Source organism: Conexibacter woesei DSM 14684 (assembly GCF_000025265.1).
Taxonomy (GTDB): Bacteria; Actinomycetota; Thermoleophilia; order Solirubrobacterales; family Solirubrobacteraceae; genus Conexibacter; species Conexibacter woesei.
This window is the reverse complement of the sequence record NC_013739.1, coordinates 3,764,348-3,789,981: the sequence shown is the minus strand read 5'-3', so window position 1 is coordinate 3,789,981 and position 25,634 is coordinate 3,764,348. Positions and strand designations below refer to the sequence as shown.

21 protein-coding genes and 1 rRNA gene are annotated in these 25,634 nt (G+C 70.4%); 18 read left to right on the top strand and 4 right to left on the bottom strand.

From position 1 onward, the window contains the following. The first annotated feature begins 18 nt into the window (after positions 1-18). Positions 19-720 carry a hypothetical protein gene (locus CWOE_RS17800; protein ID WP_012935029.1) on the top strand — a complete coding sequence of 234 codons (702 nt, stop codon included), beginning with the start codon at positions 19-21 and terminating at the stop codon, positions 718-720. Positions 721-893: 173 nt separating this feature from the next. Next, positions 894-2,480 carry a 2-isopropylmalate synthase gene (locus tag CWOE_RS17795; RefSeq protein ID WP_012935028.1) on the top strand — a complete coding sequence of 529 codons (1,587 nt, stop codon included), beginning with the start codon at positions 894-896 and terminating at the stop codon, positions 2,478-2,480. A 95-nt stretch (positions 2,481-2,575) separates the two neighbouring features. Here the strand turns inward: CWOE_RS17795 and CWOE_RS30940 are convergent, their stop codons facing one another. After that, positions 2,576-3,748: a DNA glycosylase AlkZ-like family protein gene (locus CWOE_RS30940; protein WP_012935027.1), complete on the bottom strand. Its 1,173-nt coding sequence runs from the start codon at positions 3,746-3,748 to the stop codon at positions 2,576-2,578. 139 nt (positions 3,749-3,887) lie between these two features. On the opposite strand from CWOE_RS30940, the gene CWOE_RS17785 reads away from it, so the two are divergent. Beyond that, complete coding sequence (locus tag CWOE_RS17785; RefSeq protein ID WP_012935026.1) at positions 3,888-4,712, top strand: hypothetical protein; 825 nt, start codon at positions 3,888-3,890, stop codon at positions 4,710-4,712. Positions 4,713-4,802: 90 nt separating this feature from the next. On the opposite strand, the gene CWOE_RS17780 is transcribed toward CWOE_RS17785, so the two are convergent. After that, entirely contained in the window at positions 4,803-5,798 is a 996-nt protein-coding gene (locus tag CWOE_RS17780; RefSeq protein WP_012935025.1) for a patatin-like phospholipase family protein, read from the bottom strand. Continuing rightward, entirely contained in the window at positions 5,795-6,460 is a 666-nt protein-coding gene (locus tag CWOE_RS30935; RefSeq protein WP_012935024.1) for a TetR/AcrR family transcriptional regulator, read from the bottom strand. The genes CWOE_RS17780 and CWOE_RS30935 overlap by 4 nt, the downstream gene beginning before the upstream one ends. A 165-nt stretch (positions 6,461-6,625) precedes the next feature. On the opposite strand from CWOE_RS30935, the gene CWOE_RS17770 reads away from it, so the two are divergent. The 12 genes from CWOE_RS17770 to CWOE_RS17715 all read left to right on the top strand — a co-directional run bounded on the left by CWOE_RS17770 (position 6,626) and on the right by CWOE_RS17715 (position 19,116). Next, positions 6,626-7,849: a multicopper oxidase domain-containing protein gene (locus CWOE_RS17770; RefSeq protein WP_012935023.1), complete on the top strand. Its 1,224-nt coding sequence runs from the start codon at positions 6,626-6,628 to the stop codon at positions 7,847-7,849. 29 nt (positions 7,850-7,878) lie between these two features. Next, positions 7,879-9,240: a right-handed parallel beta-helix repeat-containing protein gene (locus tag CWOE_RS17765; RefSeq protein ID WP_012935022.1), complete on the top strand. Its 1,362-nt coding sequence runs from the start codon at positions 7,879-7,881 to the stop codon at positions 9,238-9,240. A 12-nt stretch (positions 9,241-9,252) separates the two neighbouring features. Then, on the top strand, positions 9,253-9,612 hold the full coding sequence (locus CWOE_RS17760) for a cupredoxin domain-containing protein (protein ID WP_012935021.1): 360 nt from the start codon (positions 9,253-9,255) through the stop codon (positions 9,610-9,612). A 93-nt stretch (positions 9,613-9,705) separates the two neighbouring features. Next, positions 9,706-10,296 (top strand): helix-turn-helix domain-containing protein, encoded by a 591-nt coding sequence (locus CWOE_RS34415; protein WP_012935020.1) that lies wholly within the window; start codon positions 9,706-9,708, stop codon positions 10,294-10,296. A gap of 35 nt (positions 10,297-10,331) precedes the next feature. After that, positions 10,332-11,702: a 3-isopropylmalate dehydratase large subunit gene (gene leuC, locus CWOE_RS17750; protein WP_012935019.1), complete on the top strand. Its 1,371-nt coding sequence runs from the start codon at positions 10,332-10,334 to the stop codon at positions 11,700-11,702. Positions 11,703-11,707: 5 nt separating this feature from the next. After that, positions 11,708-12,268, top strand: coding sequence for a 3-isopropylmalate dehydratase small subunit (gene leuD / locus CWOE_RS17745; RefSeq protein WP_012935018.1), 561 nt, complete (start codon positions 11,708-11,710; stop codon positions 12,266-12,268). Between the two features lie 19 nt (positions 12,269-12,287). Further along, a complete protein-coding gene (leuB, locus tag CWOE_RS17740; protein ID WP_012935017.1) occupies positions 12,288-13,313 on the top strand; it encodes a 3-isopropylmalate dehydrogenase in 1,026 nt (341 codons plus the stop codon). 9 nt (positions 13,314-13,322) lie between these two features. Then, complete coding sequence (ilvE, locus tag CWOE_RS17735) at positions 13,323-14,258, top strand: branched-chain-amino-acid transaminase (protein WP_012935016.1); 936 nt, start codon at positions 13,323-13,325, stop codon at positions 14,256-14,258. A gap of 136 nt (positions 14,259-14,394) precedes the next feature. Continuing rightward, positions 14,395-16,005: a citramalate synthase gene (gene cimA, locus CWOE_RS17730; protein WP_012935015.1), complete on the top strand. Its 1,611-nt coding sequence runs from the start codon at positions 14,395-14,397 to the stop codon at positions 16,003-16,005. Further along, entirely contained in the window at positions 16,002-17,135 is a 1,134-nt protein-coding gene (locus tag CWOE_RS17725; protein WP_012935014.1) for a DegT/DnrJ/EryC1/StrS family aminotransferase, read from the top strand. Before cimA ends, CWOE_RS17725 begins: the two co-directional genes overlap by 4 nt. Positions 17,136-17,146: 11 nt before the next feature. Then, positions 17,147-18,505, top strand: a complete 1,359-nt coding sequence (argH, locus tag CWOE_RS17720) for an argininosuccinate lyase (protein WP_012935013.1) — start codon at positions 17,147-17,149, stop codon at positions 18,503-18,505. Then, positions 18,502-19,116: a DNA-3-methyladenine glycosylase gene (locus CWOE_RS17715; RefSeq protein WP_012935012.1), complete on the top strand. Its 615-nt coding sequence runs from the start codon at positions 18,502-18,504 to the stop codon at positions 19,114-19,116. The genes argH and CWOE_RS17715 overlap by 4 nt, the downstream gene beginning before the upstream one ends. Positions 19,117-19,156: 40 nt before the next feature. Here CWOE_RS17715 and CWOE_RS30930 read toward each other — a convergent pair whose 3' ends face one another. Further along, on the bottom strand, positions 19,157-21,610 hold the full coding sequence (locus tag CWOE_RS30930) for a transglycosylase domain-containing protein (RefSeq protein WP_012935011.1): 2,454 nt from the start codon (positions 21,608-21,610) through the stop codon (positions 19,157-19,159). A gap of 109 nt (positions 21,611-21,719) precedes the next feature. On the opposite strand from CWOE_RS30930, the gene tyrS reads away from it, so the two are divergent. The 3 genes from tyrS (at position 21,720) to CWOE_RS17695 (ending at position 25,405) form a co-directional block, all read left to right on the top strand. After that, positions 21,720-22,916, top strand: coding sequence for a tyrosine--tRNA ligase (gene tyrS, locus CWOE_RS17705; protein WP_012935010.1), 1,197 nt, complete (start codon positions 21,720-21,722; stop codon positions 22,914-22,916). 7 nt (positions 22,917-22,923) lie between these two features. After that, entirely contained in the window at positions 22,924-23,340 is a 417-nt protein-coding gene (locus CWOE_RS17700) for a secondary thiamine-phosphate synthase enzyme YjbQ (protein WP_012935009.1), read from the top strand. 517 nt (positions 23,341-23,857) lie between these two features. Beyond that, positions 23,858-25,405: ribosomal RNA gene (locus CWOE_RS17695) — 16S ribosomal RNA — on the top strand. Positions 25,406-25,634 lie beyond the last annotated feature (229 nt).

Genomic DNA, 25,634 nt, shown 5'->3' with positions numbered 1-25,634 from the left:
GCTGGCATCGTTCGGCCGATGGGAACCAAGATCAGAAGTCCGTTCGCGCCAGGCCTGCTCGCGGCGCTCGTGCTCGCCGCGGCGCCCGCGGCGGCGCTCGCCGCCCCGGCCGCGACGCAGCCGCCGACGATCGGCGGGGCGGTCAGATTCGGTGAGGCCGTTCGCTGCGAGCCGGGTCAGTGGAGCGGCGACCCGGCGTCGTTCAGATACGACTGGATCGTCAACGGCAGCTCGCGCGGCAGCGGCCAGACGTTCGCGATCGACGATCCGTACTACGTCAGCTATCCGCTGGCGTGCCAGGTGACCGCGACCGACGCCGCGGGGGCGAGCGGCGTCGCCGGCTCCGCGCCCGTGCAGCCGGGCCGGGGCACGCCGAAGGTCACGATCGGCAGATTCGTCGCTCAGCCCAGAGGGCGCATCCTCGTGACCGGAAAGGTCGCGCCGCTGTCGATCACGCGCGAGTGGGGAGGCGGCTCGGTCGTGTTGCGGCGCAGCGTGCCGGGGCGCAGCGGCGCGGTCTACCAGCTCAGCGAGCGGCCGGCCGCGATCGGCAGAGACGGCAGCTTCCGCGCCGCCGGGATAGACGCTCCGGGGCGCTGGAAGATCCGCGTCGACGTCGTGCCGAGCGCGATAAACCTGTGGGAGGCGCCGTCGGTCACGCGGACGCTGCGCATCTCCAGAGGTGGCCGCTCGTGCGGCGGCTGCTCGCTGATCGGCTAGACGCGACTCCGCGCGACATGGACCCCTGGTAGGATCGCTCGTCCATGTCGCGCCTGCTCGACCTTCGACTTCTTCTCCTCCCCCCTCGGGGGGAATAGTGCGTGGCGGCCGCTGCAAGCCGCAAACCCATCTGAGAAGAAGCGAAGTTCCGAGCCGATAAGGACGAGCACGACATGACTCCCGCAGAGCAGGACCCCAACCAAGTACTGATCTTCGACACGACGCTGCGCGACGGCGAGCAGTCGCCGGGGATCTCGCTCAACACGAGCGAGAAGCTGGAGATCGCACAGCAGCTCGCGCGCCTCGGCGTCGACATCGTCGAGGCCGGCTTCCCGATCGCCTCGCCGGGCGACTTCGAGGCCGTCGAGACGATCGCCCGCCAGGTCGAAGGTCCCGTGATCGCCGGGCTGGCGCGGATCCACGTCGGCGACATCGACGCCGCATGGAACGCGCTGAGAGACGCGTCGCGACCTCGGATCCACACGTTCGTCTCCACCTCCGACATCCACATCGAGCACCAGATGCGGTCGACGCGCGAGGACGTGATCGGGCTGACGCGCGCCGGCGTCGCGCACGCCAAGCAGTACGTCGACGACGTCGAGTTCTCGCCGATGGACGCGACCCGCTCCGACGTCGAGTTCACCGCGGAGGTCGTGCAGATCGCGATCGACGAGGGCGCCACGACGATCAACATCCCCGACACCGTCGGGTACACGATGCCGCACGAGTACACGGCCTTCCTCGGCCGCCTCTACGAGCTGGCGCCGGGGCTGAGAGACGTCGTGCTGTCGGTCCACTGCCACGACGACCTCGGCCTCGCGGTCGCGAACTCGTTCGCCGGCGTGCTGGCCGGCGCGCGCCAGGTCGAGTGCGCGATCAACGGGCTCGGCGAGCGCGCGGGCAACGCGTCGCTGGAGGAGATCGTGATGCTGCTGCGCACGCGGCAGGCGGACATCGGCCTCGACACGAACGCGGTGTCGCAAGAGATCGCCCGCGCGAGCCGGCTCGTCTCGCGGATGACCGGCTACGCCGTCCAGCCGAACAAGGCGATCGTCGGCCGCAACGCGTTCGCGCACGAGTCCGGCATCCACCAGGACGGCGTGCTGAAGAACCGCGAGACGTTCGAGATCATGGACGCGACCTCGATCGGCCTCGACTCCAACTCGCTCGTGCTCGGCAAGCACTCCGGCCGCCACGCGCTGAGAGACGCGCTCGCACAGCTGGGGATCGTCGTCGACGGGGCGACGCTCAACACCGCCTTCAAGCGCTTCAAGGAGATCGCGGACAAGAAGAAGCAGGTCACCGCGATGGACCTCGAGGCGCTCGTGACCGACGAGCTGCGCGAGGAGATCCCGGCCTACGCGCTGGAGTGGTTCGAGGTCGAGGCGTCGTCGAGACGGCCGCCGCACGCGAGAGTCGGCGTGACGCTGCCCGACGGCAGCGAGGCGACCGGCTCGTTCACCGGCGACGGTCCGATCGACGCGGTCTTCCACGCGATCAACGCCGCGACCTCCGTCGAGGCGAAGCTGCGCGACTTCCGCATCGACGCGGTCACCAGCGGCCAGGACGCGCTCGGAGAGACCTCCGTCGTGCTCGAGGTCGACGGTGTCTCCGGCGCCGGCCAAGGTGTCTCGACCGACATCATCGAGGCGGCCGGCCGCGCCTACGTGCGCGCGCTCTCCAACGCGGTCCGGCGGCGCTCGGTCGCGACCGAGGCCGAGGCGGCGACGGCCGCCGCCTCGCGCGTCACGACTCCGTAGCGGCAGCCGCCTGCCGCCCGTCCGCCCGTGCCCATGGCGCCCGGCGGACGGCCGGAGCGGCGACGGGGCGGCGCCGCGCTGGAACCCGCGCTGCGTCAGGCGGCCAGCTGGACCGTCGCCGACGTGCAGCCGCGATGCGGCGCAAGGCGCTTCGCGGCGCGCTCGACGGCGGTCAGCGCGCGCTTGGAGAGCGGCCGTCCGAGCGGCTCCAGCTCGACCGCGAGCACTCTGCCGCGCTTGCGCCCGCGCCACAGCGCGACGGTCGCGCCGTCGTGCAGCAGCAGGCCGGGCGGGTTGATCGCGGGCCACGCGCGCTTGCGGGTCGCGGCGTCGGGCAGCAGCAGCTCGCGGTCGCGCGCCAGCAGCAGCGGATCGCCGGCCGCGAGCAGGATCGTGCCGCGGGCGGGCTCCGCTGCCGCGAGCGCGGGCGCGTCGCCGGCGAGCAGCCAGGCGCGGCCGGCGCCGCCGTCCGGGCGCTCGATCGCGACCTCTGCCAGCTCGGTCTCGACCAGCGCCCACGCACGCTGCGCCTGCTGTGGCGCGATCCCGGCCCAGCCGGCGAACAACGCCGGCGTCGACGGTCCGCTGCCGCGCAGATGGCGCCGGACGACCTCCGCCGCGGCCGCGTGGCGGTCCCGCGCGGCAGCGGGCGGCGTCGCCTGCTCGCCGATCCACTGGTCGGTGCGGGCGAACAACGGCTGGCGACCGGCCCGGCCGGCGATGCAGAGGCGGCCGTGGAGGCCGGCGGCGACGAGCAGCCCGCGGCGCGCGTGGTGGCTCTGGCAGCCCTCGCACCACGGCAGCAGTTCCTCCGGCAGGCGCTCACGCAGCTCGGCGTGGAGGTCGTCGCGGCTCAGTTGGCGGCCGTCGAGCGCCTGCTCGAACGCGGGCAGCGCGATCCGGACGGCCTCGTCGGGCTGCGGCCCCTCGCCGGCCGGCGGGAGCGCGCCGCCGAGCACCAACCGCAGCGCCTCCTCGTCGGGCGGCAGCAGTCCGGCGGCGAACGTCGCGACGTCGTCGGCCGCGACGATCGCGGTCGCCGTGCGCGGGTTGTAGAGCGCGACGGCGCTGCGGTCGTCGTGCAGCGCGGCGTCGAGCCAGCCGGGCTCGGCGGTCGCGGAGCGGGCGGCGAGCGCGAGCGCGGCGGCGCCGGCCGGGGAGTCCTGCACCGACCAGCTCGCGAGCGCGCCGAGCGGCGTCGCGTCGCGCGCCGCGAGCGCATGCGCTGCGATCCGGAACGCGACGATCTGAGCGGGGGAGACCTGCATGGGACGGAGCCTAGGGTGGGCGGCGGCGCCGGTCTTGGAAGAACGCGACAGAGATCAGCGGCCCGGGCTGGAGAGTGCCGATGCGCCAGGTGCTACGGTCGTGCGCGAAGATGACCGAGGTCGGGCAAGGGGAGTGCCGATGAACATGAAGTACGTCCACCGCCGTAGCTTGCTCGGCGCTGTCGCCGCGCTGCTCGCGCTGCCGGCGGCAGCCCCCGCTCTCTCGCCGCATCCGCCGCCGCCCTCGCCGACCGTCTCGCTTGAAGCTGCTGGCAGAACGCATGACGTGAGCGGCGGCTGGGGCTGCAACACCAACAACACGGAATGGGTGCTGCTGTGCGCCGATCCGCCGCCCGACGCGCGCGGCGCCGACGTCGCGGCGCCCTCCTTCCCGTTCTCCGGCGTCCTCCGCTTCGGTCAGCCGCCGACGAGAGTGACCGCCAAGCTCCTGGGCGCCGCGTCGGCCGCTGCCGTCGTCGTCGCCCAGATCGACGCGAGCAGCTGGTCGCTCTCCGTACCGGCTTGGGTCCCGGACGCCACGCAGCTCACGTACAACGCGCAGTATGTGGTGCAGCCCGGCCAGGGCGGGATAGCGGGCGAGCTGTGGAACCTCGTCCAGCTGCGGACGCAGCCCTCGGCGCCGCCGCCCGCCGAGAGACCCCACCTGCCGGTGGCGACGCCGTCCACCAAGCCCGTCGTCGCCCCGAAGCTGACGGTGCTCGGCGCGAAGCGGCGCGGCGGTCAGCTCGTCGTGCGGGTGCAGACGAATGTGCGTGGAACGCTGAGAGCACTGGTCCGGCAGCCCGGCGCTGATCGCAGGTGGCAGCGGTCTGCGCTTGCGGCCGGAACGCACCGCATCGTGTTCCGTGTGCCCGTCAGATCACGTCGTGGCACCGGCTCTGTCACCTTGCGGCTGACTGACGAGACGGGCAGAAGCGTCCGCCTCGTGCACGCTCTGCGCTGAGCCGGTGACGGTCCGAGCGGCGCCGGCGCATCGTGTCGCCGCCGCTCGCCGCTGGCCGCCGGCCACCCGCCGCCCGCCGGGCGAGACCGCTCAGCCGTCGGCGCGCCCGAGCGCGACGCCCTGCCGGAAGCCGGCGGCGACCGCCTGCTCGGCGGGGTCGGCGCCGGTCTGGCCGACCCAGCCGCCGGCGAGCGCCGCGGCGGCGGCGCGGTCGGGTGCGACGACAGTGACCTCGGCGCCGCGCGAGCGCAGCGTCGTCGCCTCGAGCGCGGCGGCGGAGCGGGACGTGGTGCGGATCACACCGACCACGGACTCCGTCCGCGGTGCCCGTGCCACGTCGCCGCCGGAGCTGCCCGTCGGGTTGAGGCAGAGGACGCGCGTCTCGCGAGCGGCCGGCGCGACGTCGATGCTCGTCGGGCTCCACAACCCGCCGTCGACGTACTCGTGCTCGCCGATCGTCACCGGGCGGTAGAGCCACGGCACGCTGCACGACGCCTGCACCGCCTCCGCGACGGTCGCGGGCGGCGCGCCGGGGGCGCCGAAGACGACGCGCCGCCCGCTCTCGCGCTCGACGCAGACGACGCGCAGGCGCCCGTCGAAGCGCAGCTCGTCGCGCGCGAGCCTGCGGCCCAGCTCGTCGAGCGTCGCACGCGGCGCATCGATCCGCCCGAGCACGTTCGCACGCAGCAGCGCGCCCGGCGGCCGCGTCGCCGCGAGTGCGTAGGGCGCGAGCGGCGCTGCGGCCCCACGCGCCAGCCTGCCCGCGCCGCGCGGCAGCGCCCCGATCAGCCGCCGCGCCCGTCCCGGCACGCCGCTCGCCGCGCCCGCATCAGTCGCGCCCGCATCCGCGCCGCCCTCCGCCGCCAGCTCGCTCACGAGCGACGCGGCGTCCGCCGGCCCGACCGGCGCCCGGCCGGCGAGCAGGTGCGCGGCGACGATCGCGCCGGCGGAGGTGCCGACGAGCTGCTCCGTCGCGCTGAGCGCGATCCCGGTCGCATGCTCCACACCGGCCAGCACGCCGTGCATCCAGCGCTCGCCGAGCGCGCCCCCGGCGCCCAGCACGAGCACGTCGGGGCGGTCGATCACGGTTGCTCGGCGACGGGCACGCCGAGCCGCCGCTCCCACGCGGCACGTTCGTCGGCGTCCATCGCGAACGGGATGAACAGCTCCAGCAGCGCCGCCGCCAGCTCGTCGTGGGAGCCGGGGTCGGCGTCGGCCGCGAAGCTGCCGTGCAGGCCGAGGCCGTCGGCCAGCGCGACGAACAGCCGCGCGCCCTCGGCGGCGCGTGGCGCGCCGGCGGCGGTCAGCGCCGCCTCGGTCACAGCGACGTACATCTCGACGCACTCCTGCGCGGCATCGCGCAGGCGCGGGCGGCGCGACGCCTCCAGGTACAGCTCCCACTGCACGCGCTTGAGTGGGACCGCCCACGGCGAGCCCTCGGCGAGCTCGCGCGCGAAGCCCTCGGCGATCTCGTACGCCGGGGCGGTCGTTCCGCGCAGCTGCTCGGCGAGCGCCTGCAGCCGCGCCGCCTCCTCGGTCACGAACAGCAGCAGCGCGTCCTCCAGCAGATGGTCGATCGACTCGAAGTAGTACGTCGTCGTGGCGAGCGGCACGCCCGCCGCCTCGGCGACGGCGCGGTGGGTCGTCGCCTGCACGCCGCGCTCGTCGATCACCACCAGCGCGGCCTCGAGCAGCTCACGCCGCCGCCGCTCGCCGCGCGCCCGGCGCACCTTCGATGAGGAAGCCATCGCCGACAATCCTAGAGCGCGGCCGGGGATGAAGACTGGACTTTTGTCCAGTTACTGCCGTAGAGTGCCTCTCAGTCGCATGCGATCTCGCACGTCGCGCGCGATGGAGGAAGAATTGGCACGTCGTGCGCGCCGCCCCCGGTCGCACGGAGTTGGAGGACAGAGGTGGAAGAAGAGCCGCGAGAGCGCGGGACGGAGCCGTCCCGCGAGGTCCCTATCGCGCGAGACGACGCCCCCGCCGGGGGCGCGCCGCCGCATGACGCGTTCGACGTCCCGTCGCTCGACGCGCCGTCCGCGAGCCGTTTCGGCGGCGTCGATCGGCGCGGCTTTCTCGCGCTCGGCGGCACCGGCGCGCTGTTCTGCACGCTGGCCGCGTCCGGCAGCACCGCCAGCGACCCGAAGGAGACGGTCCGCGCCGTCGCCGCGGCCGACAAGGCGGCGGCGAAGGTCAGACGGCCGAGACGGATCGCGCTGGACCCACGCGACAAGGACAGATTCCCGACGCCGCAGCCGCAGCCCGGTGGGCGCGTGCGCGAGTACTGGGTCCAGGCGCGCTCGCTGATGTGGGACTGGGCGCCGAGCGGCCGCGACGAGTGGATGGACGCACCGGTCCCGAAGAAGAAGTCCAAGCGCCTCTTCCGTGCGTTCGTCTACCAGCTCTACAGCCCCGGCTACGCGCGCCCGATCGGCCCCGCGGCGATGCCCGGGCCGACGCTCCACGCGGAGGTCGGCGACACGATCGTCGTCCACCTGCGCAATGCCGACGAGCACTTCCGCCAGGCGATCACGATGCACCCGCATGGAGTCAAATACAACCCCGACTACGACGGCTCGTACTTCGGTCCGTTCACGCGCGTCGGCGGCTTCATCGCGCCCGACGAGGAGTTCACCTACACGTGGGAGTGCCCGCCCGACTCCGTCGGCGTCTGGCCCTACCACGACCATGGTCCCAACCACACGCTCAACACGTTCCGCGGCCTCTTCGGCGCGATCGTCGTGCGCGAGAAGGGGGCGAAGGCGCCGGACGTCGAGGAGATCGTCTGGTTCCACTCGCTCGGGCCGGAGGTGACGGGCCTCAACCGCGTCCTGCACTGCATGAACGGCTACGCCTACGCCGGCAACACGCCGACGTTCCGCGCGAAGGTCGGCCAGGACGTCGCGTTCCACGTGATCGGCGGCAACAACGACTTCCACACGTTCCACATCCACGGCCACCGCTGGAGAGACAGCAAGGGCGGCGCGTACACCGACACACCGACGGTCGGCCCGTTCGAGACGATCACCGCGCGCTTCACCGAGGACAACCCCGGCCGCTGGATGTACCACTGCCACGTCATGTCGCACCAGGACGCCGGCATGGCCGGCTGGTACATCGTGGACCCGGCATGACCGGCGTCCGAACACGAGAGGAGCACTGCATGCGGCTCACCCGCGCCGCGGTCGCCGCCCTGGCGATCGCGCTCACCGTGCCGGCGGCGGCCACCGCGGCCGACTACCCGGGCCCGACCGACCCGGGCAAGGTCAAGCCCCGCCCCGGCGGTGGCAAGACGTTCAAGGTCTGCACCAAGCAGCAGGCGAAGGCCGTCAAGCAGGCCAGAAGAGGCAGACGGGCGCCGAACTGCTCGCTCACGATCCAGCAGGCGGTCGACAAGACGCTGCCGGGCGACACGGTCCGCGTGCCCGCCGGCACCTACCGCGAGTCGGTCGAGATCAGCGGCGGCAGACACGCCGGCATCAAGCTGATCGGCTCGCCGTCGAACCCGCGCAAGACGATCCTCGACCTCGGCAGACTGAGCAGAGCCAAGCGCCAGAACGCCGTCATGATCAACGCCGCGGATGGCGTCACCGTGAAGGGCTTCTACGCTCGCAACTACCTCGGCAACGGCTTCTTCGCGATCAACGTCACCGGCTACACGCTGCAGAACCTCGTCGCCGGCTGGGGCGGCACCTACGGCGTCTACGCGTTCAACTCCAAGGGCGGCACGATCGCCGACTCCGAGGCGTTCTACAACAACGACTCCGGCTTCTACATCGGCCAGACGCCGAAGCAGTCCAAGCCGGTCCGCTCGATCGTCCGCAACGTGACGGCGTGGGGCAACCAGCTCGGCTTCTCCGGCACGAACATGCGCTACACCACGATCACGAGAGGGCGCTGGTACAACAACGGCCTCGGGATCGTGCCGAACGCGCTCGACTCCGAGAAGTGGCCGCCGCCGGAGCAGAACGTGATCTCCGACAACGACGTCTTCTGGAACAACTTCAACTACTTCAGAGGCGCGCCGTTCGAGGTCCGCCAGGGCGCGAAGGGCCTCAGCTACCCGGTCGGCTCGGGCATCCTGCTCTACGGCAGCCAGAGAACGACGGTCGAGAACAACCGCGTCTTCGGCCACTTCCTGGTCGGGATCGGCGCAGTCGACGCGATCGAGCTGAGAAACGCCGACCAGGCGTCGATCCGTGACGTGACCGTCCGCGGCAACGCGTTCGGGCGCGACGGCACCGACCTCAACAACATCGACCTCTTCTACGCCGGCTCGATCAGAGGCGAGAACCGCAACAACTGCTTCTCCGACAACACGGGCGTGCAGAAGACGGTCCCGGCCAACGGCTCGACACTCAAGCCGTGTCCGTACTCCGGCCCCAACGCGGCCAACGGCGAGGCGTTCGCGACGGCGATCAGATGGATCTCCGACCCGACGCACGAGGCGGGCTGGGTCGTGCGCGATCATCCCCCGTACCAGGGCATCACGCCGCTGGTCCACTACACCGGCAAGAAGAAGTAAGGAGCCCTCCTGATGACCCGCCGACTCTCCGCCCTGCTGCTTGTCCCGATGCTGGTCGCGGCCGCCGTCTTCGTCGTGCCGGCGCACGGTGCCAAGCCGAAGAGCAAGACGGTCGGCGTGATCGACTACAGCTTCACCCCGGCCAGACTCACGGTCAGACCGGGGACGAAGATCGTCTGGAAGTGGTCCTCGGCCAACAGCGCGCCGCATGACGTGCAGCTCACGAAGGGGCCGAAGGGCGTGAAGAGATTCACGTCGCCGGTCGCCACCGCGGGCATCACGTACGCGAGAACGCTGACGGCGAAGGGCACGTACAGACTGCTCTGCACGTATCACGCGAACGTGATGCGGCAGACGATCATCGTGAAGTAGCGGGGAGGAGCGCCCGGGGCGCCGCCGGCACGGGCGGCGCCCCATCCTCCGCCCGCAGCGAGTACGTCTGTACGTGATAACGTACAGACGACCATGGCAACCGTCGACGCCAGCTCCGTCGCCGCGATCGGCTCCCGCGTCCGCGCCCTGCGCGAGGCGATGGACCTGTCGCTGCGCGACCTCGCCGAGCGCTCTGGCGTCTCCGCGCCGATGCTCTCGCAGGTCGAGCGCGGCGAGACGAGCCCGACGCTGCAGGTCGCCACGCGGATCGCGCACGGCCTCGACCTGCGGCTCTCCCAGCTGCTGCGCCTCGACGAGGAGGGCGCGGTCACGATCGTCCGCGTGCAGGAGCGCCGCAGAGGGCCGTCGAGCGTCGGCGGGCACAGGTACGAGGTGCTGACGCCGCCGCTGCCCGGCCAGCGCTCCGAGCTCTCGCGCCACGTGCTCACGCCCGGCACCGCCACCGGCGGCCCCGGCGACCCGCCCGTGCACGAGCCCGGCAGCCGCGAGACCGCCCTGATCGAGTCGGGCCGCGTCGTGCTGCACTGCGACGGGACCGCCTACGCGCTCGACGCGGGGGACACGGTCACGTTCGACGCCGACTTGCCGCACCACTTCGAGAACCCCGGTCCCGAGGAGGCGTCGCTGCTGGCGGTCGTCTCCGCCGGACTCCGACGCAGCTGAGAAGCAGCAGTCCGCCCAGCCAAGGAGCAACCGCGATGCCCACGACCCTGTTCGACAAGATCTGGGCCGCCCATGAGGTGGCGCCCGGACTGATCTACGTGGACCTGCACCTCGTCCACGAGGTCACGAGCCCGCAGGCGTTCGACGGGCTCCGCCTCGCCGGCCGCGCCGTCCGCCGGCCTGACCGCACGCTCGCGACCGCCGACCACAACACGCCGACGGACGGCACCCCGGTCGCGAGGCTGATCAAGGACGAGCTGTCGCGCGTGCAGGTGCAGACGCTGGAGAGCAACTGCGAGGAGTTCGGCGTCCCGGTCTACTCGCTCGGCTCCGAGCGCCAGGGCATCGTGCACGTGATAGGGCCGAACCTCGGCGTCACGCAGCCGGGCATGACGATCGTCTGCGGCGACTCCCACACCGCCACGCACGGCGCGTTCGGCTCGCTCGCGTTCGGCATCGGCACGAGCGAGGTCGAGCACGTGCTGGCGACGCAGTGCCTCGTGCAGAAGAAGCCGAAGTCGATGCTGATCAAGTACGAGGGCGAGCTCGGCTTCGGCGTCACCGCGAAGGACTTGATCCTCGGCACGATCGGCCAGATGGGCACTGACGGCGCGACCGGCTACGTCGTCGAGTTCGCCGGCCCGGTGATCGAGGGGCTCTCGATGGAGGGCCGCATGACGATCTGCAACATGACGATCGAGGGCGGCGGCCGCGCGGGCATGATCGCGCCGGACGACAAGACGTTCGAGTTCGTCCGCGGCCGTCCGGCCGCACCGCAGGGCGCCGAGTTCGACGAGGCCGTCAAGCAGTGGCGGACGCTCAGAACCGACGAGGGCGCCCACTTCGACAAGGTCGTCGTCGTCGACGCGAGCGCGCTCGCCCCGCAGGTCACGTGGGGCACCGCGCCGGACATGGTCACCGACGTCGCGAGCGCCGTCCCGCAGCCCAAGCACGAGGGCCACGAGCGCGCGCTGCACTACATGGGCCTGGAGGCCGGCACGCCGATCGAGGAGATCACGCTCGACCGCGTCTTCATCGGCTCCTGCACGAACTCGCGGATCGGCGACCTGCGCGCCGCGGCCGAGGTCGTCAAGGGCCGGAAGGTCGCCGCCAGCGTCAACGCGATGGTCGTCCCGGGCTCCCAGGAGGTCAAGCTGCAGGCCGAGCAGGAGGGCCTCGACGAGGTCTTCCGCGAAGCGGGCTTCGACTGGCGCGTTGCGGGCTGCTCGATGTGCCTCGGCATGAACCCGGACACGCTCAGCCCAGGCGAGCGCTGCGCCTCGACCTCGAACCGCAACTTCGAGGGCCGGCAGGGCCGCGGCGGGCGCACGCACCTCGTCTCTCCCCAGATGGCCGCCGCCGCCGCCATCGAGGGCCGTTTCGTCGACATCCGCACGTGGAGCTGATCAGCATGGAACCGTTCGAGACGATCACGTCGAGACCGTCGGTGCTGATGCGCGACGACGTCGACACGGACCAGATCATGCCCAAGCAGTTCCTCAAGCGGGTCGAGCGGACCGGCTTCGGCGAGTTCCTCTTCTTCGACTGGGCGAAGGAGGACGGCTGGGACCTGCCGAGAACGCAGGTGCTCGTCACCGGCCGCAACTTCGGCTCGGGCTCCTCGCGCGAGCACGCGCCGTGGGGGCTGGAGGACTACGGCTTCAAGGCCGTCATCGCCGAGAGCTTCGCCGACATCTTCAGATCGAACTGCACGAAGATCGGCCTGCTGCCGATCCAGCTCGACCGCGGCACGGTCGAGTCGATCGCCACCTCTGACACGGTCCAGGTCGACCTCGCCAGCCAGGAGGTCCGCTGGGACTCCGGCGTCGCCGGATTCGAGATCGACCCGGACATCAAGCACCGCCTGCTCAACGGCCTCGACGACATCGCGCTGACGCTCCAGCAGGGCGACGCGCTCGCCGCCTACGAGCAGGACCGCGAGCGCAGCGGCCCCGTCACGACGGCGCTGTAGGCAGCGGGCGACCACAGATATGACGAAGACCATCGCACTCCTCCCCGGTGACGGCATCGGGCCGGAGATCACAGCCCCCACGGTCGAGCTGCTGAACAAGCTCGGCGACTTCACGTTCGAGGAGCACCTCTTCGGCGGGATCTCGATCGACGCCCACGGCACGGCGCTGACCGACGAGGTGACGGCGGCGTGCCAGCGCGCCGACGCCGTGCTGCTGGCCGCGGTCGGCGGCCCGAAGTGGGACACGACCGACCCGACCAAGCCGCGCCCGGAGCAGGGCCTGCTCGGGCTGCGCAAGGCGCTCGGCCTGTACGCCAACCTGCGGCCGGTGCGCCCGGTCCCGGCGCTCTACGATGCCAGCCCGCTCAAGCGCGAGATCATCGACGGCACGAACCTGCTCGTCGTGCGCGAGCTGACCGGCGGCCTCTACTTCGGCGACCGCGGCCGCAGAGGCGACACCGCGTGGGACACGATGATCTACTCGGTCGCGGAGATCGAGCGGATCGTGCGGACGGCGTTCGAGGCCGCCAGAAGCCGCGTCACCTCCGTCGACAAGGCGAACGTGCTGGAGTCCTCCCGGCTCTGGCGCGAGGTCGTCAAGCGCGTCCACGCCGAGGAGTTCCCCAACATCGAGCTGGAGCACGTGCTCGTCGACAACGCGGCGATGCAGCTCGTCTCCAACCCGCGCCACTTCGAGATCATCGTCACCGAGAACATGTTCGGCGACATCCTCAGCGACGAGGCGGCGATGCTGACGGGCTCGATCGGCCTGCTGCCGAGCGCCTCGCTGGGCGGCGACGGCCCCGGCCTGTTCGAGCCGGTGCACGGCTCCGCTCCGGACATCGCTGGCAAGGGGATCGCCAACCCGCTGGCGATGTTCCTGTCGGCCGCGCTGCTGCTGCGGCACGGCTTCGCGATGGAGACCGAGGCCGCAGCGGTAGAATCCGCGGTCGATCGCGCGCTGGCCGACGGCCTGCGTACGGCCGACCTCGGAGGAGCCGCGACCACCGCGGAGGCCTCCCAGGCCGTCCTGAACTACCTGTAAGGAGCAGTCGTGGAGCAAGCGGACCTCATCTGGATGAACGGGGAGCTCGTCGCCTGGGAGGACGCGAAGGTCCACGTATTGACCCACGCGCTGCACTACGGCACCGGCGTCTTCGAGGGCATTCGCGCCTACGAGACCGAACGGGGGACCGCCGTCTTCCGCAACGACGAGCACGTCGATCGTCTGTTCAGATCGGCCGCGCTCTACTACATGCCGGTGCCGTACACGCGCGAGCAGATCAAGGCCGCGATCCACGAGCTGATCGGCCGCAACGGGCTGCCCGCCTGCTACATCCGGCCGATCGTCTACCGCGGCGCCGGCGTGATGGGGCTCAACCCGCTCGACGCTCCGGTCGAGGTCTCGATCGCGGCCTGGTCGTGGGGCGCCTACCTCGGCGACGAGGGCAAGACGAAGGGCGTCCGCGCCAAGGTCTCCAGTTGGCGCCGCATCAGCGGCGACTCGCTGATCCCGCACGCGAAGGCCTCCGGCCAGTACCTCAACAGCGTGCTGGCGAAGATCGAGTCGCACAAGGCCGGCTACGAGGAGGGGATCCTGCTCGACCAGCACGGCTACGTCTGCGAGGGCACGGGCGAGAACCTCTTCCTCGTGCAGGACGGCAAGATCGTGACGCCGTCGCAGACGAACGGGATCCTCAACGGCATCAACCGCCAGTCGGTGATCGAGATCGCCAAGGACGAGGGCGTCGAGCTGGTCGAGCGCGACATCGCGCGCGCCGAGCTGTACCTCTGCGACGAGATCTTCATGACGGGGACGGCCGCCGAGCTGACGCCGATCCGCGAGATAGACGACCGCCCGGTCGGCTCCGGCGAGCCCGGTCCGGTCACCAAGCGCCTCCAGAAGGTGTTCGACGACGCGCTCCACGCGCGCGACGAGCGCTACCTGAAGTGGAACGACATCGTGGCGGTTCCGGCCAAGACTGCGTAGGATCAGAGGCAGTCATGACCTTCCTCTCGTTCAACGGGCGAATTACCGGCACGGCCGGCTGAAGCGCGCGCAGGCGCGCGGGCCGGCTGCCAGCTGTGCATCCGCCCACCCGTTGAGACGACAGGACAAGAACGACATGACCGCCATCCAGCTGTACGACACCACCCTCCGCGACGGCATGCAGGGCGAGGGGATGTCGCTGTCCGCAGAGGAGAAGCTGCGCGTCGCGCACAGGCTCGACGCGCTCGGCGTCGAGCTGATCGAGGCCGGCTTCCCCAGCTCCAACCCGAAGGAGCTGGAGCTGTTCGAGCTGCTCTCGCGCGAGACGTTCGCGCACGCGCAGATCGCGGCGTTCGGGATGACCCGCCGCCGCGACGCGCGCGCAGAGGACGACGCCGCGCTGCGCGTGCTGGTCGACTCGTTCGCGCCCGTCTGCACGATCGTCGGCAAGACCTGGAGCCTGCACCTGGAGAAGGTCGTCAAGGTCGACCGCGACGAGAACCTGCGGATGATCGAGGAGTCGGTCGCGTTCCTCGTCGCCGAGGGCAAGCGCGTCGTCTATGACGCCGAGCACTGCTTCGACGGCTGGCACGCCGACCGCGACTACGCGCTGCGCTGCCTGCGCGCGGCGGCGGAGGCCGGCGCCGAGACGGTCGTCCCGTGCGACACCAACGGCGCCCACCTTCCGGGCCAGATCGCGACGGCAGTCGCCGACATCACGGCGCACCTCGCCGACACCGGCGTGCGCATCGGGATCCACTGCCACGACGACGCCGGCGTCGGCGTCGCCAACTCGCTCGCCGCGGTCGAGGCCGGCGCGACGCACGTGCAGGGGACGATGAACGGCTACGGCGAGCGCTGCGGCAACGCCAACCTCGTCTCGATCGTCCCGAACCTCCAGCTGAAGCTCGGCCACGACTGCATCGCGCCCGCGCAGCTCGCGACGTTGACCGAGACCGCGCACTACCTCGACGAGCTGCTCAACCGCACCCCCAACGCCGACCAGCCGTACATCGGCAAGAACGCGTTCGCGCACAAGGGCGGCATGCACGTCGCCGGCGTGATGGCGGACGCGACGACGTTCGAGCACATGGATCCGGCGCTCGTCGGCAACCGCCGCGAGCTGCTGATCTCCGAGCTGTCGGGCAAGGGGACGGTCGCCGCCCGCGCGGAGGAGGCCGGGATCGCGCTCGATGACGCCGCCGCGCGGCGGGTGATCGAGCGCGTCAAGGAGCTGGAGCACAGGGGCTATCACTACGAGGCCGCCGACGGCTCGTTCGAGCTGCTGCTGCGCAAGGAGTCGGGCGAGTACGAGCAGCTGTTCACGCTCGAGTCGTGGCGCGTGATCGTCGAGCAGCGCGCCGACGGCAAGGTCGAGACCGAGGCGACGATCAAGATCTGGGTCGACGGTGAGCGCTACGTCCGCACCGGCGAGGGCAACGGCCCGGTCCATGCGCTCGACAACGCGCTGCGCGCCGTCCTCAGCGACACGCACCCGCACCTCGACGACACCGGCCTCGTCAACTTCAAGGTCCGCATCCTCGATGAGACGAAGGGGACCGAGGCGGTCACGCGCGTGCTGCTCGACGCCTCCGACGGCCACGACGTGTGGGGTTCGATCGGCGTCTCGGAGAACGTCATCGCCGCCTCCTGGGACGCGCTCGTCGACTCGCTCGAGTACGCGACCCAGGCTGGGCGCGAGACTGCCGCGCCCGCCGACGCCGCGACGGAGCGCGCCTCCTCGTGAGCGTCGAGACTGACGTGATCCCGCTCGCGAAGCCGGTCCTCGGCCGTGAGGAGGAGGACCGCGTGCTGGAGGTGCTGCGCTCCGGGCACCTCTCGCTCGGGCCGCGCGTGCCCGCCTTCGAGCAGGCGTTCGCCGAGCGGCTCGGCGCCGCGCACGCCTCCGCGGTGTCGAGCGGGACCGCCGGCCTGCACCTCGCGCTGCGCGCCGCCGGCGTCTCGGAGGGGGACGAGGTCGTCACGAGCCCGTTCTCGTTCGTCGCCTCCGCCAACGCGATCCTCTACGAGCGCGCGACGCCGGTCTTCGCCGACATCGACCCGGTCACGCTCAACATCGACCCGGCCGCCGCGGCGACGGCGATCACGGAGCGCACGAGCGCGCTGCTGCCGGTCCACATCTTCGGCTACCCGGCCGATACGCCGGCGCTGGAGCGGCACGGCCTGCCGATCGTCGAGGACGCCTGCGAGGCGCTCGGCGCGTCCCATCCCGACGGCGTTGCCGTCGGCGGGCGCGGCCACCCGGCGGTCTTCGCCTTCTACGCCAACAAGCAGATCACGACCGGCGAGGGTGGCCTGATCGCGCTCGGCGACGCCGCGCACAAGGAGCGGATCGACTCCGAGCGCAACCAGGGCCGCGCGCCCGACATGGGTTGGCTCGACCACGACCGGCTCGGCTTCAACTACCGCCTCTCGGACATCGCCTGCGCGCTCGGCCTCGCGCAGCTCGGGCGGCTCGACCAGATGCTCGCCGACCGCGCGCGTGTCGCCGCGGCGTACCGCACCGCGTTCGCCGCCGACCCGGTCGAGGACCTGACGCTGCCGTGCGAGGACCACGACGGCAACGTCCGCGGCTGGTTCGTCTTCGTCGTTCAGCTGCCGCACGCCGTCGACCGTGACGAGACGATCCGCGCGCTCGCCGCGCGCGGGATCCAGAGCAAGCCGTACCTGCCGGCGATCCACCTGATGAGCTTCTACCGCGAGCGCTTCGGCCATCGCGAGGGGCAGTTCCCGGTCTGCGAGGACGTCGCCGCGCGCTCGATCGCACTGCCGTTCTTCCCCGCGATGACCGAGGGTCAGGTCGCGCGCGTGACGCAGGAGCTGCGCGGCGTGCTGGCCGGCGCGCCCGCCGCGTAGACTCGCCGCCCATGTCCCGCTTCAGCGAGCCCCAGCACCCTGTCTTCCAGCAGCTCAACGCGTCGATCGGCTTCGACTGGCGCCTCGGTCCCTACGACGTCGACCTCTCCCGCGCGCACGCGAAGATGCTCGCCGCGCAGGGGATCATCGGCCAGGACGACCGCGACGCGCTGCTGAGGGCGCTGGACAGCGTCGAGCAGGAGCTGCAGGACGGATCGTTCCCGTTCGAGCCCGACGACGAGGACATCCACATGGCGATCGAGCGGCGGATCACGCAGCTCGCCGGCAGAGTGGGCGGGAAGCTGCACACGGCGCGCTCGCGCAACGACCAGGTCGCGACGGACATGGCGCTGTTCACGCGCGCCCACGCGCAGGCCGCGCAGGAGGCGATCCGCGGGCTGATGCGCGCGCTCGTCGCGACCGCCGAGCGCCACCTCGACTGGCGGATGCCGGGCTACACGCATCTGCAGCGCGCGCAGCCCGTCTACCTCAGTCACCACCTGCTCGCGTACGTCTGGATGCTTGCGCGCGACCTGGAGAAGTTCGCCGCCGTCGAGCAGGCGACCGCGAGACTGCCGCTCGGCGCGGGCGCGCTCGCCGGCGTCAACTTCGACACCGATCGCCAGCTGGTGGCGCGCGAGCTGGGCTTCGCCGGCGTCGCGGAGAACTCGATCGACGCGGTCTCCAACCGCGACTTCGTGCTCGACTACCTCGCCGCGGCGGCGACGTGCGGCACGCACCTCTCGCGCCTCGGGGCCGAGATCGTGCTGTGGTCCAGCTCGGAGTTCGCGTTCGCCGAGGTCTCCGACGCGTGGGCGTCGGGCTCGTCGATCATGCCGCAGAAGAAGAACCCGGACGCGGCCGAGCTGCTGCGCGCGAAGGCGCCCCGGATCGCCGGCCACTTCGTCGCGCTCCAGGGCACGATGCACGCGCTCCCGCTGACCTACAACAAGGACATGCAGGAGGACAAGGAGCACCTCTTCGACGCGGTCGACACGCTCGAGCTGTGCCTCGCGGCGGCCGCCGGCATGATCGAGGGGATCGCCTTCGACCGCGAGCGGATGGCGGAGGCGGCGAGCGACGAGTTCCCCGCCGCGACCGACGTCGCCGACCTGCTCGTGCGCCGCGGGATGCCGTTCCGCGAGTGCCACGGCGTCGTCGCCGGACTCGTCAAGCAGGCGGTCGACAGCGGTCGCACGCTGACCGAGCTGACCTTGACGGAGATCCGGGAGCAGTCCGAGCTGCTCGACGGCGAGTACTACGAGGTGCTCAGGGGCGAGCGGTGGCTGGAGTCGAAGGACTCCGAGGGCGGGACGAGCCTGCGCCGCGTGCGCGAGCAGCTCGACCGCGCCCGCGCGCTGCTGGGGTGAGCGCCCCGGCGCCGCTGCCCCGCGCCTTCTACGCGCGCCCCGTGCTCGACGTGGCGCGCGACCTCGTCGGCTGCGTGCTCGCGCATGGCGAGACGAGCGGCGTGATCGCCGAGACCGAGGCGTACCACGACTCCGAGCCGGCGTGTCATGCGTACGTCGGCCTGACGCCGCGCACCCGGACGCTGTTCGGCCCGCCCGGCCACGCCTACGTGTACCGCTCCTACGGGATCCACGCGCTCGTCAACGCCGTCTCGGAGGCGGAGGGCATCGGCGCGGCGGTGCTGATCCGCGCGCTGGAGCCGCTCGACGGGCTGCCGGCGATGCGCGCGCGGCGCGGGCTGGAACGGGTCGAGGACCTCTGCTCCGGGCCGGGCAAACTGACGCAGGCGCTCGCGATCGAGCTGAACGGCAACGACGGTGACCTCGTCGACGGCCCGATCCGGATCCTCCCGCGCCCGCCGGAGCGGCCGGCGCCGGAGCTGATCGCCGGTCCGCGCATCGGGATCACGAAGGCCGCGGAGCTGCCGTGGCGCTTCTGCGCCCGCGGCTCCCGCAGCGTCTCGAAGCCGTGGCCGCCCGGCCTGCTGCCGCCGCGTAGCGGCCGCCGCTGACCTCCGCGCGCTCGCCCTCGGCGCGCGCCCTCGCGCGGTTCTAGGGCGTCGGCGCGGCCGCGCCACCGCCGGACGCGCCGCCGGTGTCGCCGCCGGTGCCCGCGCCGGTGTCACCGCCGCCGGGGTCCGCGCCGGTGTCACCTCCACCGTCGCCGGCGCCCGTGTCACCGCCGCCGGTGTCACCACCGCCTGTGCCCGCGCCGGTGTCGCCTCCACCACCGTCGCCGGTGCCCGCGCCGGTGTCGCCGCCGCCGGTGCCGCCGGTCGTGCCGCCGGTGCCGCCATCGGTCCCGCCGGTCGTCCCGTCGGTCCCGTCGGTCGTGCCGTCCGTCGCCCCGCCGGCGCTCTCGCTCGGCACGTCCGGAGGGGACGACGTCTCCGGCGCCGGTGCGTAGTCGTCGCTGTCCGGGACCGTCGGCGTCGTCGAGGTCGTGCTCGTCTGGTCGCCGTTGCGCGCGGCCTCGTCGTCGGCCCGCTGCTGCTCCAGGATCGCCTTCGCCTGAAGCATGAAGTTCTGCCACAGCTGCGCGGGATACGTGCCGCCTGCCACCGGCTCGCCGGCGTACTGCGTCAGCATCGGCACGAGTCTGTCCGGGTAGCCGACCCAGATCGCGACGGTCAGCTCCTCGTTCCAGCCGACGAACCAGGCGTCGCCGTAGTTCTCGGTGGTGCCGGTCTTGCCGGCGGCGAAGCCGCCGATCTGGGCGGCGGTGCCGGTGCCGTAGGAGACGACCGACTGGAGGATCTCCGTCGAGGTCTGCGCGACCGCCGCCGGGATCACCTGCTTGGTCTTCAGCGTCTTGCGGTTGTCTCTTATGACCTTGCCCTTGCCGTCCCTGACAAGGTGGATGCCGATCGGGCCGCGGTCGGGCGCGCCGAGGTCGTCGTTCCACATCCGCTTGCCGCCGGTCGCGAACGTCTGGTACGCGTGCGCCATGTCGAGCGGAGTGACGCCCTCTCTCAAGCCGCCGAGCGTCATCGCCGGGTTCGTCGAGATCGGCGTGCGGATCCCCATTCTGCGTGCGACGCGCGCGATCTTCTTCGTGCCGACCTGGAGCCCGACCTCGGCGTAGACCGAGTTGTCCGACGTCGTCGTCGCGCTGCGCAGCGACGTGCTGCCGGAGTACGAGTCGCCGTAGTTTCTGACGATGAACGCCTCCTTGCCGTTGGTCCCCGGGACCGGGAACTCCTTCGGGGAGGAGGCGTAGACGTTGTCAGGCGAGATGCCCGTTTCGAGCGCGGCGGCCAGCGTGAACGGCTTGAAGGTCGAGCCCGGCTGGCGCTGGCCCTGCGTCGCGAGGTTGAACGGCCGCGTCGTGTAGTCGTCGCCGCCGACCATCGCGCGCACCTCGCCGGTCTTGTTGTCGATCGCGACGAGCGATGCGGACGGCAGCCCCGATCCGGCGGGCAGCATCTGGCTGATCGTCTGCTCGGCGGCGGTCTGCAGGTCGAGGTCGAGCGACGTCGTGATCTTGAGCCCACCGCTGAACGCCTTGAACGGGCCGAAGTGGTCGACGACCTGCTGGCGCACCCAGCTCGTGAAGTACGGCGCCTGCGTCTTCTCCTGCGGCGGCGTCAGATCGTCCTGCGTCGGCAGCGGATCCTCGATGTCGTCCGCGTACTCGGCCGCGGTGATGTAGTCCTGGTCGCGCATGTAGCGCAGCACGAGGTCGCGCCGTCTCTTCGCGTTGTCAGGGTTCGTTATCGGGTCGTACATGCTCGGGGAGGCGACGACGGCGGCGATCAGCGCCGACTCGGCCGTCGTCAGCTCCGAGGCGCACATGTTCGCTCTCGTGGAGCCGCAGCCGCCCGGCTCGCCGTACGCGTGGCGCTTGCCGAAGTAGACGCGCGCCGCGGACTCGATCCCGTGCGCGCCGTTGCCGAAGTAGATCTGGTTCAGATACTCGGTGAGGATCTTCTCCTTCGACCACTTGCGCGTCAGGTGGTACGCGAGCGCCGCCTCGCGCAGCTTCTGGAACAGCGTTCGTCTGTTCTGCGCCTCCAGCGCGTTCTTGACGAACTGCTGCGTGATCGTCGAGGCGCCCTGGACCGCGCCGCCTCTCGTCACGTCCATCCACACCGCGCGCGCGATGCCCTTCACGTCGAAGCCTCTGTTCTGGTAGAAGCGCTTGTCCTCGATCGCGATGATCGCGTGCTTCATCGCGGGCGCGATCTGCGTGCCGGACACCAGCACGACGTTCTGGTTGTTCTGCATGATCCCGAGCTGCCGGCCGCGGTAGTCGAGCAGGACCGAGTTGTCCTTCGTGACGCGGTACTGCTCTCTGTTCTCGAGGTCGGGCAGGTCGGACGCGACGGCCATCATCATCCCGAAGACGGTCGAGACGATCGCGAGCAGCGAGAGGCCGGCGAGGATCGAAAAGAGGCGCAGCTTCTTGATCTTGGGGCGCGTGCCGTCCGGCTTCCGCCGGCGGCGGAAGGGAAGGAGCCTCGAACGGCGGCTGCCCTGGCTGGGTGTGTTCCCGTCGAAGCTCATACGTCGGTCCGGCACCCGAGGTCTCGTGCGCTCCGAGGCCGTCGTGCCGGTTGGGCGGGCCTTGGCGGCAAGGGCCTCACCGGGAGATCCAGTCTAGCATTGGGGTTCCATGGCAACCGAGACCTCCACGCCCGCCGCGGCCGCGGCCTGGCTCGCGCGCAACGCCGTCGACTGCCTGCCGGACGGCGGCCTGCAGCGGAAGCTGGAGCTGGCGGCACGCGAGGGCCGCCCGCTGCGCGTGAAGCTGGGGATCGACCCGACCGCGCCCGACATCCACCTCGGCTTCACGGTCGTGCTCGGGAAGCTGCGCGAGTTCCAGGACCTCGGCCACACGGTCGTCCTGATCATCGGCGACTACACCGCGCGCGTCGGCGACCCGTCGGGACGCTCCTCGACGCGGCCGATGCTGTCGGGCGAGCAGATCGACGCGAACGCGACGACGTTCCAGCAGCAGGCGCTGAAGGTGCTCGATCCCGCGCGCCTGGAGGTGCGGCGCAACGGCGAGTGGCTCGACATGCGGACCGACGAGCTGTTCGGCCTCGTGCGCACGACGACGGTCGCGCGGATCCTCGAGCGCGACGACTTCTCCAAGCGCTACGCGGCGCGAGCCCCGATCTCGATCCTCGAGCTGCTGTACCCGCTGTTGCAGGGGTACGACTCGGTCGCCGTCGACGCCGACGTCGAGCTCGGCGGCACCGACCAGAAGTTCAACCTGCTGCTCGGCCGCGACATCCAGACCGCGTATGGCAGATCCGAGCAGGTGATCCTGACGATGCCGATCCTGCCGGGGATCGACGGCGAGCGGAAGATGTCGAAGTCGCTCGGGAACTACATCGGCGTCACCGAGCCGCCCGAGGAGATCTACGGCAAGACGCTGCGCCTCCCCGACGAGGCGCTGCCGACGTGGTACGAGCTGCTGCTCGGGGAGCCCGTTCCCGCGGGCGCGCCTCCGCGCGACGCGAAGCGCGCGCTCGCGCGCAGGCTCGTCGCGCGCTTCCACGACGACGCCGCCGCCGAGGCGGCCGAGCGGGCCTTCGACCGCGTCCACGTCGAGCACCGCCCGCCCGAGGAGATGCCCGACGCGGCGTTGCCGGTGGACGGCGCCGGCGTCGTCCACCTGCCGGCCCTGCTTGCCGCCGCGTTCGGCGTCTCCAGCTCCGAGGCGCGACGGCAGCTCAAGCAGGGCGGGGTGAAGCTCGACGGCGACCCGCTCGCGGCCGATCCGCTCGATCGGCCCGCCGCGGAGCTGGACGGCCGGGTGCTCCAGCTCGGCAAGCGCCGCTTCGCCCGCCTGCGGAGCAGCTGAGCGAGCGATGGCGGTCCACGGCGGGATGTTGCGCGTGGAGACCGCCGGCGACGGCAAGATCGTCGACCTGACCGATGGCGTCCGCAGCGTCGTGCGCACGAGCGGCGTCGTCCGCGGCGCCGCGACGGTCTTCGCGCGCGGCGCGACGGTCGCGGTCACGACGATGGAGTACGAGCCCGGCGGGGTGGAGGACCTCACCGAGCTGCTCGAACAGCTCGTCCCACGTGCACGCGCGTGGGCGCACAGCCGCCTGAACGGTGACACCAACGCACACGCTCACGTGCGCGCGGCGCTCATCGGCCCTTCGGAGAGCGTTCCGATCGTGGAGGGGGAGCTGCTGCTCGGCACCTGGCAGCAGATCGTCCTGCTCGACTTCGACGACCGGCCCCGGCAGCGGGAGGTTGCGGTTCAAATCCTCTCCTGAATGGGCATCCTCAGGAGAGTTCGCACCGATTTGGGCCGAAAAAGCCCGGCACAGCGGCACTTTTGACATTTCTTTCACTCGGGAACGCATTCCGCGGAGGACTGTGTATAGTTCTCGACGCGGCGCAGGACGGGCCGCCCGGAAGACCAGCGAAAGGTCGCACCGGGGAGGGGAAGCAAGCAGCACGCTTCCACTCCGCGCCGAGTGCGCTATACTTTCGCGCCCCGCTCTGAGAGCACTAGCCCTCAGCGCGTGTCAGACGGAGGAGTCCCCTCCCGAGAGGCACGGCGGTCTTTGAAAACTCAACAGCATGTGCACCTGATCGGATGGACTAGTCCGGAAGATCTGGTGCGTCCAGGTTTCGAAGTGACCATCCCGTTTACGTCAGCGTGGCGGGAATCAATTGGTCACGTCAGAGTCATTTGAATTATCCGTCCGGTGCTCCGGATGCCCGCTTGTGTACTAGGGCGTCCCTTGTGTGAGCATCGCGACACTCTCTATGAAGCATAAGTAGTTCTTCACGGAGAGTTTGATCCTGGCTCAGGACGAACGCTGGCGGCGTGCCTAATACATGCAAGTGGAGCGACGAACCAGGGCTTGCCCTGGGGCAAAGCCGCGAACGGGTGAGTAACACGTGGGTAACCTGCCCTGATGATTGGGACAACCCGAGGAAACTCGGGCTAATACCAAATGTGCTCCTCGACTTTAAGGTCGTTGAGGAAAGGTAGCTTCGGCTAACCGCATCAGGATGGGCCCGCGGCCCATTAGCTTGTTGGTGAGGTAACGGCTCACCAAGGCTCCGATGGGTAGCTGGTCTGAGAGGACGATCAGCCACACTGGGACTGAGACACGGCCCAGACTCCTACGGGAGGCAGCAGTAGGGAATCTTGCGCAATGCGCGAAAGCGTGACGCAGCAACGCCGCGTGGAGGAAGACGGTCTTCGGATTGTAAACTCCTTTCAGTTGGGACGAAGCTTCGGCGATGAATAGTCGTTCGGAGTGACGGTACCTTCAGAAGAAGCCCCGGCTAACTACGTGCCAGCAGCCGCGGTAATACGTAGGGGGCGAGCGTTGTCCGGAATCATTGGGCGTAAAGCGCGTGTAGGCGGCTCGATAAGTCTGCTGTGAAAGTCCAGGGCTCAACCCTGGAATGCCGGTGGATACTGTCGAGCTTGAGTCCGGAAGAGGCGAGTGGAATTCCTGGTGTAGCGGTGAAATGCGCAGATATCAGGAGGAACACCAATGGCGAAGGCAGCTCGCTGGGACGTGACTGACGCTGAGACGCGAAAGCGTGGGGAGCAAACAGGATTAGATACCCTGGTAGTCCACGCTGTAAACGATGGGTACTAGGTGTGGGGGGTGTCGACTCCCTCCGTGCCGACGCTAACGCATTAAGTACCCCGCCTGGGGAGTACGGCCGCAAGGCTAAAACTCAAAGGAATTGACGGGGGCCCGCACAAGCAGCGGAGCATGTGGTTTAATTCGACGCAACGCGAAGAACCTTACCTGGGCTTGACATGTGCCTGACCGCCGTGGAAACACGGCTTCCCTTCGGGGCAGGTTCACAGGTGGTGCATGGCTGTCGTCAGCTCGTGTCGTGAGATGTTGGGTTAAGTCCCGCAACGAGCGCAACCCCCGTCGCATGTTGCCAGCATTTAGTTGGGGACTCATGCGAGACTGCCGGTGACAAACCGGAGGAAGGTGGGGATGACGTCAAGTCATCATGCCCCTTATGTCCAGGGCTACACACGTGCTACATTGGCGCGTACAGAGGGCTGCGATACCGCGAGGTGGAGCGAATCCCTTAAAGCGCGTCTCGGTTCGGATTGTAGGCTGAAACTCGCCTACATGAAGGCGGAGTTGCTAGTAATCGCGGATCAGCATTGCCGCGGTGAATACGTTCCCGGGCCTTGTACACACCGCCCGTCACACCACGGGAGTGAGCAACACCCGAAGCCGGTGGCCTAACCCGCAAGGGAGGGAGCCGTCGAAGGTGGGGCTCGTGACTGGGGTGAAGTCGTAACAAGGTAGCCGTAGCGGAAGCTGCGGCTGGATCACCTCCTTTCTAGGGAGCCTTCTCACGAAGGCGTCCGATCGCTTGTCGATCGGAACTAGTACGTCGACCGAGACCTGGTCGTGAAGAACATCCGAGCCTCTGGCTCGGGTGGAGCTGCATACATGCTGTTGAGTTTTGAGAGACCGGCCTTCGCCGGTCTCGTCTGCTTGGCTTTGCCACAGACGGGACTTGAAGGCAGCGCCCTCTCCACGGACCTTGAAAACTGCACAGTAGCCAA